Here is a 13,753-nt window from a genome sequence, read left to right on the forward strand (position 1 = left end):
CTAATCCATAAGATAAAATAAAATTTAATATTGATAAACTGTTGATAAGTTTTTAACTTATTATAAGTTATCAACAATTAAGATTTTATTTCTTTTATTAAATTTGTTATCTCAATTTTAAATATAGGATCATCATCTAAATCCTCTCTTATTTTATCGTAAGCGTGAATTACAGTTGAGTGATCACGACCACCAAATACATCGCCTATTTTTGGAAGACTCAAGTCAGTGAGTTCTCTAGTAATATACATTGCTATTTGCCTTGGATAAGCAATTGCCTTAGTTCTCTTTCTTGAATTTAAATCATCAATTGTAAGCCCATATTTTTTTGCAACTTCAGATTTTATAAATTCTGCAGTAATTTGTTTTTTTGCCTTAGTTTCGTAAATATCACGAAGAACAATGGCAGCAGAATCAACTGAAATTTCAGAATCTGTAAGTTTAGAATATGCCATTACTCGAGATAGTGCTCCTTCAAGTTCTCTAATATTACTTCTTACATTTTCTGCTATAAAATTCATAACTTCTTGGCTAACTTCAAAACCTTCTGAGTCTGCTTTTTTTCTCAAAATTGCAATTCTAGTTTCTAAATCAGGAGGTCCAATATCAACTACAAGCCCCCAGGCAAACCTTGAAATTAACCTTTCTTCAAGACTTTTAATTTCCTTAGGTGGTTTATCAGAAGTAAGTACAATTTGCTTGTTTTGCTCGTGAAGTTCATTAAAAGTATGGAAAAATTCTTCCTGAGTCCTATCTTTATCGGCAATAAATTGAATATCGTCAATTAAGAGAAGATCAACCTTCCTATACTTATTTCTAAAGTCCTCGTTCTTATTAGTTTGAATTGAATTAATAAGTTCGTTTGTAAACTGCTCACTTGTAACGTATAAAATTTTTTTAGTAGGATCTTGTTCTAGTACAAAATGTCCAATTGCGTGCATTAAATGGGTCTTTCCAAGTCCAACACCTCCATATATGAAAAGTGGGTTTGAAAAGGCATTTTGCGGATTTTCATAATTTTCAGAAACTGCAAGTGCTGCTGCATGAGCAAATTCATTGCTTTTGCCAACTACAAAAGTCTCAAAAGTATATTTTGGGTTGAGCCTTGAGACATTTAAAAATTTCTTATTTATAAGGCCTGCAGGATTTGTGTCACTTGCCTCATCTTCTGAAATAATGCTAATATCAAAATCAATTCCTGTAATTTCCTTTAATGCATCGCCAACTAAATCGAAATGTCTCTTGTTATTGGCAAGATAATCTCTTATAAAGGGTGATGGAACTGTAATTACAATTTTTTTATTGTCGTAGTCAATTGATTTTGGAAGCATTCTTGAAAACCAAGTGGAATATGTAACTTGAGACATAGATTTTTTTTCAAGTTCTTTTAAGAAAGATTCCCACATAGTGGAAAGTTCTTTGTCCATATTTCCTCCTCATTAACAAATACTCTTTGTTTATAATTTTTTTGTTTATAAGTAAATCTACATTTGTTAATAGACATGTGGATAAAAAATTATAAACAAGTAAATTTTAGTAAATTTGTTGATAAATTTATTTTAAAAATTGAAAATTTACTAATTTTAGAAAAATAAAAATAAAATTATCAACACTTTATCAACAGAATGTTAATAACTTTATTTATAAACAATTTTGTTTTTATCTACATACACTTCATATTTATCCACATATATTTTAACAAATAATGGCAGACTTATCAACAAGCTTGGATTTTGAAAGATTTTTTGTTTTGCTTATTTTTTCATATCATTAGTTATTATTTTATCGATATTTTATTGATAATACTTGACAACTTTCCCATTTGTAAATAAAATGATAAGGATAGAAAGAGGTGAGAACTTTGAAGAGAACTTTTCAACCAAAAAACAAACAAAGAAAAAGAGAACATGGTTTTCGTTCAAGAATGAGAACTAGATCAGGAAGAGCCGTTATAAAGGCTAGAAGAAGAAAGGGCAGAAAGAGACTTTCAGCTTAGGTTTTATAATGAAGGATTGTTATTTAAAAAAGAATAGTGAATTTCAGAGGGTTTATTCTAATAAGAAAATTTCTGGATCAAGATATATCACTCTTTTTACTGTAGAAAATAATAGAGATTATCCAAGGTTCGGCATAACTGTCACTAAAAAAGTTGGAAATGCAGTAAATAGAAATTTTGTTAGAAGAAGATTAAAACACCTTTTAAGGGAGAATTCTCATAAAATAAAATCAGGTTATGATTATGTATTCGTTGCAAAAAAGGATGCCAGTGAATCTGATTTTAAAGACTTTAAGAATTCTTTTTTTTCTGTTTTGAAAAGACAAAAGAAGATGATTAAATGAGTAAAATATGTATGTTATTAATAAGATTTTATCAAAAATTTATTTCCACATATCTTTTACCAGGAAGGCACTGTAGATTTACACCCACTTGTTCACAATACAGTTATGAAGCCTACGAGAAATATGGTTTTTTTAAAGGATCTTATCTAACTATTAGAAGGATTTTAAAATGCCATCCCTTTCATAAAGGCGGTTACGATCCTCTCATTTAATATTGGAGGAATTTATTAATGCATTTAATTAGTTCTATACTTGGCAGATTTGTAAAGCTCATCTATGATGGACTTGCTGCAGTTATGCCACAGGAACCAGCTCAAGTTTCATATTTTGCACTTTCAATTATTATTGCGACTATTATTATTAAGCTTTTTATTTTGCCACTTAACATTTCTCAAATGAAAAATCAAAAGAAAATGGCAAAAATTCAACCTGAGCTTAAGAGAATTCAAAAAAAGTACAAAAATGATCCGCAAACTTTAGCTGCAAAACAACAAAAGCTTTATAAGGAAAATAATACAAATGTTGCTGCAGGATGTCTTCCTATGATTATAACAATGGTTGTATTAATTGCTTTTTATAGAGTTTTTATAAACCCACAAACCTTTGCTTTTACAGACCCAGGTTTTTATGAAGCCATGAACAAGAATTTCTTCTATATAGAAAATATTGATCATGCAGATACAACTCTAATTATGCCAGTAATAGCTGCTGTTTCAACATTTTTAGTAAGTTTTATTACTACTAAAAACCCTGCTACTCAAGGTGCAGGTGCTGATCAAGCTAAGTCTATGATGACAACTATGATGGTTGTAATGCCAATTTTAATTTTTTCAATGGCGAGAAAATATGCAGCTGGTCTTGTTATTTATTGGACTGTTTCTAATATATTTTCAATAGTCCAACAGCTTATTACTAATAAGATTGTAGAAGAAGAGATTGAAGAAGTTGAGGTTAATGATAAGTAATGAATTATGTAATTAAAACGGGAAAATCCGTAGATGAAGCAGTAAGAGAGGCTCTAAAAGAATTAAATATTTCTAGAGAAAAAGCTGAAATTGAAATACTAGATGAAGGTCAAAAGGGATTTTTGGGACTTATTGGTTCTAAGGATGCCACTGTAAAAGTATGGCCAAGAGAAGATGAAACTAAAAGTATTTTAAATGAAATATTTAATGAAGAAATTGAAACAGAGAAGAGCCAGGAAGCAGTTCACGAAGATGTTGAACTTGAAATCGAAAACAATGAAGTTTCCACTGAAGAAGTACAAGAAGTTATTGATGTAGAAGAAGGCACAAAGAGCATAGAAGAAGAAAACCAAGAAATTTTAGATGCTGCCAGAGAATTTATTTCAAAAATTCTTGATACTTTTGAACTTGAAAACAGCGTGGAAATGGAACTTAAGGATAATGTTCTAACTATTAATGTCAATGGAGATGAAAATAGACTAGGTATTTTAATTGGAAAAAGAGGTGTAACTCTTGATTCAATTCAATATATTTTAAATTTAATAGTCAATAAAAAATCTTCAAGATATATTAGAGTCAATTTAGATTCTAGTGGTTATAGAGAAAAGAGAAAAGAAACTCTTATAAATCTTGCAAAGAAAATGGCTAATAAGGTAACAAAAACTGGTAGGTCAGTTAAACTTGAACCTATGAATTCTTATGAAAGAAAAATTATCCACACAGCCTTGCAAGATTATGAAGGAGTGCTTACACACTCTGAAGGTAAAGATCCTTTTAGAAAAGTTGTAATTCAAAAGGAAAGAAAATATTAAAAAGAAAATATTTATGAGGGCTTTATTTTAAAAGCCTTCTTTTTTATTTCCTTTAATTGTAGTAATATAGTTTAAAAGGACTGATTTTATGGGAAATTTAAATGATACTATTGCTGCAATTTCTACTGCAATTGGCGAAGCTGGTATTGCCATTGTAAGAATGAGCGGCGACGATTCAATAAATATAATAGATAAGATTTTTGTGTCTGCAAGTGGAACTAAGATGGCAGAGGCTGAAAACAGAAAATTTTTGTATGGTCATATATGTGACGGTGACAAAAAAATAGATGAGGTTTTAGTTGTTAAGATGAAGGGACCTCACTCCTACACGGCAGAAGATATTGTAGAAATCCACTGTCATGGCGGCGTCGTTTCTGTGAAGAGAATTTTAAATTTAATTTTATCTAAGGGCGCAAGGCTTGCTGAAAAGGGCGAGTTTACTAAGAGGGGATTTTTAAATGGAAGGATTGATTTAACCCAAGCTGAAGCTGTAATTGACCTTATTAAAGCCAAGACAGACATTTCCTTTGACCTTGGTTTAAATCAACTTGGTGGTGCCTTAAGCGAAGTTTTAAATAAGTTAAAGGATGAACTTGTTTCCATGCAGGCTCTAATTGTGGCAAACATCGATTTTCCTGACGAAGATATAGAAGATGCTGCCTATAACGACCTCCTCGACAGAAGTAATAAGATTTTGGAAAAGATGGATAAGCTTCTTGAAAATTCTAAAAACTCTAGGCTGTTGAGAGACGGCATAAACACAGTAATTCTTGGCAAGCCAAATGTTGGCAAGTCTTCTCTTTTAAATGGTCTATTAAAGTACGATAGGGCGATTGTAACAGACATTGCAGGAACAACGAGAGATGTAATTGAAGATTACATCAACTTAGATGGAGTTCTCTTAAAAATTTCTGACACTGCAGGTATTAGAGAGACTGAGGATGAAGTTGAAAAAATTGGCGTAAATATTGCCAGGGAAAAGTTAAAGGATGCAGATCTTGTAATTGCAATTTTTGATATTTCAAGAGACTTTGACCAAGACGACAAGGAAATTTTAAAATTAATTGAAAATAAAAAACATATTATCATTTTAAACAAGGACGACTTAGAACAAAAGATTTCTGATGATGAAATCGAAAAATATTTTAAAGATGATTATTTGAGACTTTCAGTTATGGAAAATGAATCTGTTATGAAGGTGGAAAAACTCATTATAGATTTGTTTTTTGATGGAGAGCTTCAAATTTCCTCCGATACGGTGCTTTCTAATTTAAGGCATATAAATGCATTAAGGGAAGCAAAAAAAGAGCTTTTAGGGGTAAATGAGAGCCTAAATAAAAGGGTGTTTTTAGATTTAATTGAAGTTGACCTTGAAAATGTAATTGCTCACATTTCTGAAATAACAGGAACAATTACTACAGAAGATATTTTGGACAGAGTATTTTCTGAATTTTGTATAGGAAAGTAGGTAAAGATGTCAGATATTAAATATTTTGAAGCTGGAGATTTTGACACAGTAGTAATTGGGGCAGGTCACGCAGGCAGTGAAGCTGCTCTTGCCTCTGCAAGACTTGGTGCAAAAACTCTTTTATTATGTATAAACTTGGATTCAATTGCACAAATGAGCTGTAACCCAAACATTGGCGGCACAGGCAAGGGACACCTGGTGCGTGAAATCGACGCCCTTGGCGGAGAAATGGCAAAAAATATAGATAAGACTTTTATCCAATCCAGGATGCTTAATACTTCAAAGGGTCCAGCAGTTCACTCACTTAGAGTTCAAGCCGACAAGAGAAAGTATCATGAAGAGATGAAGAGAGTTTTGGAAAATGAAGATAATCTTTATCTTGTGCAAGACGAAGCCATTAGAATTTTAAAAGATGGCAATAAAGTTACTGGAGTATTGACTAAAAATGGCGCAAAATACAAGACAAAGTGCGTCGTAATTTGCTCTGGAACTTATCTAAGATCAAGGATATTTATGGGAGAAGTAAATTATTCTTCTGGTCCAAGTGGCTTCGGTCCAGCTAATTATCTTTCAGAAAGCCTTGAAAAAGATTTTGGAATGAAGCTTAGAAGGCTTAAAACTGGTACTCCTGCAAGAGTTTTGAGAAAATCAATAGATTATTCAGTCATGACAGAACAACATGGAGACGAAAAAATTGTTCCCTTTTCTTTCTTAAACATAGATAAGGAATATGACATTGACCAAGAGCTTTGTTATCTAACTTATACTACAAAAAAATGCCACGACATTATAAGAGAAAACATTGGAAGATCAGCCTTGGCACTTGGCGACATTGAGGGAAAGGGTCCCAGATACTGCCCATCAATTGAAGATAAGGTAACAAGATTTGCAGATAGAGATGCCCATCAAGTTTTTATTGAACCAGAAGGACTTACAACTGATGAGATGTATATTCAAGGAGTTTCCTCTTCCCTACCAGTAGAAATTCAACAAGAATTTTATAAAGAAATAATTGGAATGGAAAACTGCAAAATTTTAAGACCTGCCTATGCCATTGAATACGACGCAATTGACGCAACTCTATTAAAGAGAAGCTTGGAGCACATGGACTATGATGGACTATTCTTCGCTGGACAAATAAATGGTTCTAGCGGCTATGAAGAAGCTGGATGCCAAGGAATTGTGGCAGGTATAAATGCAGCTTTAAAAGTTCAAGGAAAAGAACCCTTTGTATTAGATAGATCAGAGGCTTACATTGGAGTTTTAATAGATGATTTAGTTACAAAAGGAAGCCTTGAACCTTATAGAATGATGACTTCAAGAGCAGAATATAGACTTACACTAAGGCAGGACAATGCCGACTTGAGACTAACTCAAAAAGGAAGAGACATTGGACTTGTAGATGATGAGAGATATAAAGCTTATCTCTACAGAAAAAATGCAATTGAAGAAGAAATTGCTAGAATTAAAAAGATTCAAATTAACCCAACTGCAGAAAATAACAGAATTCTGGAAAGCCTTGGTTCAACTGAAACTCAAAACTCCTTCTCACTTTATGAGCTCATAAAAAGGCCTGAGCTTGACTACAAAAAGCTAGAAGTTTTTGACAAAAATAGACCTTTTGTCCGCTATGATGTAATAAGAAATATTGAAATAGAAATAAAATACGAAGGCTACATCAAGAAGCAAGAAATACAAATTAAACAATTTAAAAAACTTGAAAATAAAAAGCTTTCAAAGGATATTGACTATAAAAATATGGACGGACTTAGAATAGAAGCGAGAGAAAAACTTTCAGACATAAGACCAGAATCAATTGGTCAAGCATCGAGAATAACTGGAGTTTCGCCAGCGGATATAAATGTACTTTTGATACACCTTGAACAAATGAGGAGAAAAAATGTTAATTGATTACATGGGAGATTTCGGTCTGGACACGAAAAACATTGATAAATTTGAAAAATATAAAGAATTAATTCTCGAGTACAACAAGCATACCAATCTCACGAGGATTACTGAAGAAGATGATTTTAATGTAAAGCATTTTTTGGACTCACTTAGTCTATTTAAGACTGGTTTATTTGATGGAGATAAAAAAATCATAGACATTGGAACTGGTGCAGGCTTTCCGGGAGTTCCCTTAAAGCTTTACAATGAAGAATTGGACATAACTTTACTTGATTCTCTCAGAAAGAGGATTGATTTCTTGAATGGAGTGATAGAAGAGCTTGGCCTTACAAAGATAAAGGCAATTCATGCAAGGGCAGAAGAAATTGCAAGGACAGAAGATTATAGAGAACAATATGACCTTGCAGTATCAAGAGCTGTCGCAAACTTATCAACCCTTACAGAATATGCCATGGGCTTTGTAAAAGTTGGTGGATATTTTATTTCTCAAAAAGGTCCGGAGTATGAAGATGAATTAAAAAACGCAAAAAGAGCCATAGAAGTAATGGGAGGAGAAGTTCAAAATGTCCTTCACACTCCCCTACCTAATGACATTGACCACTATATAATTGTCATAAAAAAGGTTAAACACACAGATAAAAAGTATCCAAGAGGCGGAGGAAAGCCAAGGAAGTCGCCACTATAATAAATAATATAAAGAGATTAAAAATGAATGCTCTACATAGAGCATGAAGGCAAAAATAAAAAATGCTCCATGTAGAGCCTAAATAAAAAATAAAAATGCTCCACGTAGAGCGAAGCTTCAAAATAATTTTTTGGAGCTTATTTTTTTGCTTAATCTTTCAAAAAAATTTCAAACATGGTATTATTAATAATATAGAAATGAGGTAAAAAATGTCTGTTGTAATTACAGTTTTTAATCAGAAAGGCGGAGTTGGCAAAAGCACCACCGTCATAAATTTAAGCTCAGCACTGGCTTTGAGAGGCAAAAAGACTCTTATAGTAGACATGGATCCTCAGGGTAATGCAACTTCAGGGCTGGGTCTATACGAGTTTCAAAATATGATTTACGACTTTGTCATTGACGAAGAGATTGATTCAATTTATAAAACTTCCTTTAATAAACTTGACATCATCCCATCTAGTGGAGAATTTGCTGGTGTGGAAATTGAACTTGCAAGATACGATGATTGGCAATACAAGTTGAAGAAGATGATAGATAAAGTAAGAGACGACTATGATTTTGTAATCATTGACTCCCCTCCTTCACTGGGAATCTTATCTATGATGTCTTTAGTGGCAAGCGACAAAATACTCATCCCTGTGCAATGCGAGTACTATGCCCTTGAAGGAGTCTCACAACTCATGGATACAATCACTCTTGTGAGAGATAATTTTAATCCAAGTTTGACCATCTTGGGTGTTGTAATGTGCATGCACGATGGAAGGACTAACCTTGCCAATCAAGTTGTGGAAGAAGTGGAAAAATTCTTTAAGGACAAAGTTTTTAAAACTTTTATACCAAGAAATGTTAGGCTGGCAGAGGCACCAAGTTTTGGAATGAACATATTTGATTATGACAGCAAATCCAAGGGAGCAAAGGCTTATACAGATCTTGCCAAGGAAGTAATAGGTGAAATAGATGGCTAAAAAAACAGGACTAGGAAGAGGAATTGGAAATTTCTTATCATCTAGCGAAAAAATAAGAGAAGTTATAGAAGAAGAGACTTCAAAACTAATGGAGGTTGACCTAGCTGACATTGTTCCAAATGAAGATCAGCCAAGAAAAAATTTTGACAAAGATGAGTTAAATGATTTATCAAAATCCATTGAAAAATATGGAGTAATTCAACCACTACTTCTCAAGAAAAAGGATGAAAAGTACGAGATTATAGCTGGAGAAAGACGATATAGAGCTGCAATAGAGGCAGGACTTACAAGCGTTCCTGCTATTGTAAAAGATGTATCTGATGAAATTTCAAGCAGAATTGCAATTATAGAAAACATTCAAAGAAAAGATTTAAATCCAGTAGAAGAAGCCATGAGCTACAAACACCTTTTGGATTCACAAGATTTGACACAAAAGGAACTTGCAGATGAAATTGGCAAGAGTAGACAATATATTGGAAACACCATTAGACTTTTAAAGCTTGACCCAAGAGTTTTAAAACTACTGGAAGAAGAAAAAATCAGCACATCTCATGGAAAAAATTTGCTATCTATTAAAGATGGCGACAAACAGTACAAGGAAGCTATGAAAATTATCAAACACTCCCTTCCTGTTAACGACAATAGTGCAAACACAAGGGCTGATAAGAGAGAGGTTGCGGATATTTTCATGGAAGACCTAAGAAATGAAATTGAGAGAACACTTGGGACTAAGGTAAGTATCAAAAAAAGAGGAAAAATCGGAAAGATTGAGATTGAATATTATGGTGATGAAGACTTATCAAGGATTGCAGATTATATTTTACAGAGGGCTTTGTGACATATGAAGAGATTTTATACAACATATTTAGTATCAACCTTTTCAGATAGGGCCTTTATGGGAAATTCAACAGGAGTTGTAATTGACGACGGGAGACTCACTGATCTCGACATGGAAAATATTGCCAAAGACATAAATCAATCGGTAATTGTCTTTGTAAGAGAACTGGATAGAGACCGTTATTTGACAAGGTTTTTTACTCCTTATGGAGAAATTAACTTGTGTGGACACGCTACAGTTGCAACTTTTTATGCTCTAGCGGAAAATGAATATATTAAAAGTGAAGATGAAGGTATAAAGAAAATTATTCAACACACAAAAATTGGAAAGATTCCAGTTGAACTTGAATATAAGGATGGAAAAATTCAAAATGTCTACATGAATTTAGATGTTCTCTTAGAAGAAAAATTTGAGGACCAAGATAGAATTCTAAAGATTCTAAATTTAAAGAAGGACGATATTGGACTTGAAATCTGCGAAAACTTGACTATGGAAAAAATTTCAACAGGAACTTGCGACATTCTAGTGCCTGTTAAAGATGAAAGAGCCCTATCTTCAATCGTCCTCGATAAGAAAGAGGCACTAAAAATTTCAGAGGAGGAAAAAATAATTTCTATTCACGCCTTTACAACAAAGGATGGAAAAGAAATTAAACAGAGAACTTTTTCTCCAATAATTGGTGAAGACGAAGAGTTTGGAAGTGGCACATCAACTGCTGCAACCATGTATTATTTAAGTTCAAATAAAATCACTGAAGAAAAGAGTTTAACAGCGATACAGGGCGATTACATTGGCAGAATTTCCAAGGTCTACACAAGTATAGCTGATAGAGAGAATAGAGTTCGCGTCGGGGGAAGAGCTTACGTATTTATGAATGGAGTTTTATATATATAATGGCGAGAAAAGGAAGAAAATCAAATAAATCAAAAATTGTTCTCTTCATATTTTTTGTGGTGATTATGTTTTTTGGGGTGAGCCTAGTATCATCGCGAAATAAAATAGTTGATATCAATCCAAAAGATGTAGATTATATCGAAATAATCGGATTTAAGACAGACAATATGAAGACAATAAAGGAAGAAAAAACTGTAAATAAAATAGTAAAAGATTTAAATAGTTTGAGAGGAAAACAAGCAAACAAGGACACTAATGCTGAGATTGCAAACTATATAAATGTCTACTTTACAAGCGGCAACAAGATCTCCTTTGTGAAGACTGGACTTACTATTAGAGTAAACAATATTTATTACAATATCAGTTCAAAAGATTCCAAAATGATTGATAATATTATAGAAAAATATGGAAGATAAAAAAAGCTGGCTTTTATAAGTCAGCTTTTTTCATAAAAATGGAGCTGATAGGCGGATTTGAACCGCCGACCTATTGATTACGAATCAATTGCTCTACCAACTGAGCCATATCAGCAAAGATTAAAATAATTATAGCACTTATTGGAAAAAAGTTAAATTGCAAAAAACTCTCTCATTAATGATATAATAAGAATGGTGATTAAATGAAATACATAATGGCATTCGATGCAGGTACAACATCTGCAAGAACTATAATTTTTGATAAAAAAGGAAATCCAGTATCAGTTGCACAAAAAGAATTAATTAAACACTTTCCAAAGCCTGGCTATGTTGAAGAAGAAGCAGAAGACCTTTGGTCAAAGCAAATTGGTACTGCAGTGGAAGCTATGTCTCGCAAGGGAATAGACCCAAAGGATATTGCTGCCATAGGCATAACAAACCAAAGAGAGACTACAATTGTTTGGAACAAAAAGACTATGGAGCCAGTCTACAACGCCATAGTTTGGCAATGTAAGAGGACTTCAAAATATTGCGAAGAGTTAAAAGAAAAGGGTCTTGAAGAAAAAATAAAAGAAAAGACAGGCCTTGTAATAGACCCCTATTTTTCTGCCACAAAAATCAGATGGATTCTTGAAAATGTAGAAGGCGCAAGGGAAATGGCAGAGAGAGGAGAACTATTGTTCGGAACAGTAGAGACTTATCTCATCTATAAACTCACAGACGGAGAAGTTCACATAACTGACTACACAAATGCTTCAAGAACCATGTTGTTTAACATAAAAGAAAAGAAGTGGGACGACGAACTTTTAGAAATTTTTGATATACCTAAGTCCATGCTGCCAGAAATAAAAAATTCAAGCGAAATCTATGGCAAGAGCAAGTCAAAATATTTGGGCTGCGAAATACCAATTGCAGCGGCAATAGGCGACCAACAGTCATCACTTTTTGGCACAGCCTCCTTTGAAAAGGGAATGGCAAAATCCACTTTTGGAACGGGTGCCTTCATACTCATGAATACTGGCGACCAGCTCATAAGGTCACAAAATGGACTTGTATCTACTATTGCTTGGTCCATAAATGGCGAGGTAAAATATGCCCTTGAAGGCTCAATTTTTGAAGCAGGCTCTTGCATTAATTTCTTGAGGGATAACTTAAGAATACTTGACCAAGCAGATGACTCAGAATACATGGCGAGCAAGGTAAAAGACACTAACGACTGCTACTTTATACCAGCCTTTACAGGTTTAGGCGCTCCCTATTGGGACCAATACGCCAGGGGATCTATAGTTGGTCTCACAGGCTCAGTCAATAAATATCACATAATAAGGGCAGCCTTGGAGTCAATAGCATACCTAAGCTGCGATGTAGTGGAAGCCATGCAAGAAGATTCAAAGACAAAAATAAAATCACTAAAAGTTGACGGTGGCGTCAGCAAAAATAATTTCTTGATGCAATTTTTATCAGACATTCTTGGAGTTGAAGTTACAAGACCAAAGGTGGTGGAACTTACAGCCCTTGGCGCTTGCTATATGGCAGGTCTTGCAGTTGGATTTTGGAAAAATATTGACGAAATTAGAGAATACAATGAAATAGAAAAATATTTTGAGCCAAAAATGGAAGAGGAAGAAAGAAATAAAAAAATGAAGAGATGGCACGAAGCCGTAAAGTATTCCATGAATTGGGCAAAATAAATAGAAAAGAAGAAGGAGACCAAAGCCAAATAGACTAGGTCTCCTTTAAATTTAATTTATTTTAAATTATCGATTATGTTATCACGAGATAGCTCTCTCATGCCACTTTTTTGTGCTAAGAGTAAACCAATTATTGTTACAATAAAAATAAATAACAAAGGCATATAATTTATATTAATTAAAATTTCTCTAATAGCAAAATTTACTTCATAAGGACTTCTTTTTGCTCTTGCAAAAACTGATAAGGCAAATACAAATGCATAAATAGCAAGAATTCTTGTAATTAAAAATTTTAGCTCATTATTTATCATTTTTCTAATTTGCGAATCAGTCATACCTGCAGTGGAAAGAAGATTAAATTCTTTTTTTCTAGCTCGCAAATTTCCATGAAAAGAATTATAGGCGTTGGATAGGGCAATAATTAAGAAGATTATTTGAATTCCAAAACTTAATAGATTTTCATTTCGGCTTTGCTCAGAGTCTATAGCTTTTCTTGTGATATCAGAAAAGATTGAATAATCTGATTTTTGAAAATATGATGTGATTATTTTTATTGCATCTTCAGAAACATCTTTTAAATTTTCCTTTGCTTTTATTTTTACAATAAATTTATTTGCAGGATTAGCTGGATCGTTTCCATATTTTTTTATAAACTCATCAAAAGAATTTTCATTTGTGATAATATAAATTCCAAGTCCTAGATGCTCTTCTAAATTGTAAGGGAATTTTTTTATATTAGCTAAATTATTAATATTAATAATTTTTCCACCA

15 protein-coding genes and 1 tRNA gene are annotated in these 13,753 nt (G+C 33.0%); 13 read left to right on the forward strand and 3 right to left on the reverse strand.

The genetic code is table 11. The features are described 5' to 3' along the window. Positions 1-77: 77 nt before the first annotated feature. On the reverse strand, positions 78-1,427 hold the full coding sequence (dnaA, locus tag HMPREF2801_RS05155; RefSeq protein ID WP_070610987.1) for a chromosomal replication initiator protein DnaA: 1,350 nt from the start codon (positions 1,425-1,427) through the stop codon (positions 78-80). Between the two features lie 434 nt (positions 1,428-1,861). On the opposite strand from dnaA, the gene rpmH reads away from it, so the two are divergent. The 12 genes from rpmH to HMPREF2801_RS05210 all read left to right on the forward strand — a co-directional run bounded on the left by rpmH (position 1,862) and on the right by HMPREF2801_RS05210 (position 11,291). Beyond that, positions 1,862-1,996, forward strand: coding sequence for a 50S ribosomal protein L34 (gene rpmH, locus HMPREF2801_RS05160; RefSeq protein WP_019108208.1), 135 nt, complete (start codon positions 1,862-1,864; stop codon positions 1,994-1,996). A gap of 8 nt (positions 1,997-2,004) precedes the next feature. After that, the gene (rnpA, locus tag HMPREF2801_RS05165; RefSeq protein WP_083303715.1) at positions 2,005-2,340 is read left to right on the forward strand and encodes a ribonuclease P protein component; all 336 of its coding nucleotides are present in this window, start codon (positions 2,005-2,007) and stop codon (positions 2,338-2,340) included. After that, positions 2,337-2,552 (forward strand): membrane protein insertion efficiency factor YidD, encoded by a 216-nt coding sequence (gene yidD / locus HMPREF2801_RS09045; protein ID WP_081578741.1) that lies wholly within the window; start codon positions 2,337-2,339, stop codon positions 2,550-2,552. The genes rnpA and yidD overlap by 4 nt, the downstream gene beginning before the upstream one ends. Positions 2,553-2,570: 18 nt before the next feature. Beyond that, on the forward strand, positions 2,571-3,305 hold the full coding sequence (locus HMPREF2801_RS05170; RefSeq protein ID WP_070610991.1) for a YidC/Oxa1 family membrane protein insertase: 735 nt from the start codon (positions 2,571-2,573) through the stop codon (positions 3,303-3,305). After that, positions 3,305-4,117, forward strand: a complete 813-nt coding sequence (gene jag, locus HMPREF2801_RS05175; protein ID WP_070610992.1) for an RNA-binding cell elongation regulator Jag/EloR — start codon at positions 3,305-3,307, stop codon at positions 4,115-4,117. Before HMPREF2801_RS05170 ends, jag begins: the two co-directional genes overlap by 1 nt. An 88-nt stretch (positions 4,118-4,205) precedes the next feature. Next, a complete protein-coding gene (mnmE, locus tag HMPREF2801_RS05180; protein ID WP_070610994.1) occupies positions 4,206-5,585 on the forward strand; it encodes a tRNA uridine-5-carboxymethylaminomethyl(34) synthesis GTPase MnmE in 1,380 nt (459 codons plus the stop codon). A 6-nt stretch (positions 5,586-5,591) separates the two neighbouring features. Then, the gene (gene mnmG, locus HMPREF2801_RS05185; protein ID WP_070610995.1) at positions 5,592-7,496 is read left to right on the forward strand and encodes a tRNA uridine-5-carboxymethylaminomethyl(34) synthesis enzyme MnmG; all 1,905 of its coding nucleotides are present in this window, start codon (positions 5,592-5,594) and stop codon (positions 7,494-7,496) included. Next, positions 7,486-8,178: a 16S rRNA (guanine(527)-N(7))-methyltransferase RsmG gene (rsmG, locus tag HMPREF2801_RS05190; RefSeq protein ID WP_070610997.1), complete on the forward strand. Its 693-nt coding sequence runs from the start codon at positions 7,486-7,488 to the stop codon at positions 8,176-8,178. Before mnmG ends, rsmG begins: the two co-directional genes overlap by 11 nt. Before the next feature lie 209 nt (positions 8,179-8,387). Continuing rightward, a complete protein-coding gene (locus HMPREF2801_RS05195; RefSeq protein ID WP_070610998.1) occupies positions 8,388-9,143 on the forward strand; it encodes a ParA family protein in 756 nt (251 codons plus the stop codon). Continuing rightward, positions 9,136-9,981 (forward strand): ParB/RepB/Spo0J family partition protein, encoded by an 846-nt coding sequence (locus HMPREF2801_RS05200; RefSeq protein ID WP_070611000.1) that lies wholly within the window; start codon positions 9,136-9,138, stop codon positions 9,979-9,981. Before HMPREF2801_RS05195 ends, HMPREF2801_RS05200 begins: the two co-directional genes overlap by 8 nt. A gap of 3 nt (positions 9,982-9,984) precedes the next feature. After that, on the forward strand, positions 9,985-10,875 hold the full coding sequence (locus HMPREF2801_RS05205) for a PhzF family phenazine biosynthesis protein (RefSeq protein ID WP_070611002.1): 891 nt from the start codon (positions 9,985-9,987) through the stop codon (positions 10,873-10,875). Further along, the gene (locus tag HMPREF2801_RS05210) at positions 10,875-11,291 is read left to right on the forward strand and encodes a hypothetical protein (protein WP_070611004.1); all 417 of its coding nucleotides are present in this window, start codon (positions 10,875-10,877) and stop codon (positions 11,289-11,291) included. Before HMPREF2801_RS05205 ends, HMPREF2801_RS05210 begins: the two co-directional genes overlap by 1 nt. 39 nt (positions 11,292-11,330) lie before the next feature. On the opposite strand, the gene HMPREF2801_RS05215 is transcribed toward HMPREF2801_RS05210, so the two are convergent. Next, a tRNA-Thr gene (locus tag HMPREF2801_RS05215) sits at positions 11,331-11,406 on the reverse strand. Between the two features lie 88 nt (positions 11,407-11,494). Between HMPREF2801_RS05215 and glpK the strand changes: the two genes are divergently transcribed. Next, the gene (glpK, locus tag HMPREF2801_RS05220) at positions 11,495-12,982 is read left to right on the forward strand and encodes a glycerol kinase GlpK (RefSeq protein WP_070611005.1); all 1,488 of its coding nucleotides are present in this window, start codon (positions 11,495-11,497) and stop codon (positions 12,980-12,982) included. Positions 12,983-13,038: 56 nt separating this feature from the next. Here the strand turns inward: glpK and HMPREF2801_RS05225 are convergent. Continuing rightward, positions 13,039-13,753 (reverse strand): FtsX-like permease family protein (locus tag HMPREF2801_RS05225; RefSeq protein ID WP_148130075.1); only part of this gene is annotated, 715 nt, incomplete at its 5' end.

Origin of the sequence: Peptoniphilus sp. HMSC062D09 (assembly GCF_001811425.1) — a bacterium.
GTDB lineage: Bacteria > Bacillota > Clostridia > Tissierellales > Peptoniphilaceae > Peptoniphilus_A.

Bases quoted from the DNA above. Each gene is read 5' to 3' on its own strand.
- dnaA (WP_070610987.1), bottom strand. From the start codon at position 1,427: ATGGACAAAGAACTTTCCACTATGTGGGAATCTTTCTTAAAAGAACTT.
- rnpA (WP_083303715.1), top strand. From the start codon at position 2,005: ATGAAGGATTGTTATTTAAAAAAGAATAGTGAATTTCAGAGGGTTTAT.
- yidD (WP_081578741.1), top strand. From the start codon at position 2,337: ATGAGTAAAATATGTATGTTATTAATAAGATTTTATCAAAAATTTATT.
- HMPREF2801_RS05170 (WP_070610991.1), top strand. From the start codon at position 2,571: ATGCATTTAATTAGTTCTATACTTGGCAGATTTGTAAAGCTCATCTAT.
- jag (WP_070610992.1), top strand. From the start codon at position 3,305: ATGAATTATGTAATTAAAACGGGAAAATCCGTAGATGAAGCAGTAAGA.
- mnmE (WP_070610994.1), top strand. From the start codon at position 4,206: ATGGGAAATTTAAATGATACTATTGCTGCAATTTCTACTGCAATTGGC.
- mnmG (WP_070610995.1), top strand. From the start codon at position 5,592: ATGTCAGATATTAAATATTTTGAAGCTGGAGATTTTGACACAGTAGTA.
- rsmG (WP_070610997.1), top strand. From the start codon at position 7,486: ATGTTAATTGATTACATGGGAGATTTCGGTCTGGACACGAAAAACATT.
- HMPREF2801_RS05195 (WP_070610998.1), top strand. From the start codon at position 8,388: ATGTCTGTTGTAATTACAGTTTTTAATCAGAAAGGCGGAGTTGGCAAA.
- HMPREF2801_RS05200 (WP_070611000.1), top strand. From the start codon at position 9,136: ATGGCTAAAAAAACAGGACTAGGAAGAGGAATTGGAAATTTCTTATCA.
- HMPREF2801_RS05205 (WP_070611002.1), top strand. From the start codon at position 9,985: ATGAAGAGATTTTATACAACATATTTAGTATCAACCTTTTCAGATAGG.
- HMPREF2801_RS05210 (WP_070611004.1), top strand. From the start codon at position 10,875: ATGGCGAGAAAAGGAAGAAAATCAAATAAATCAAAAATTGTTCTCTTC.
- glpK (WP_070611005.1), top strand. From the start codon at position 11,495: ATGAAATACATAATGGCATTCGATGCAGGTACAACATCTGCAAGAACT.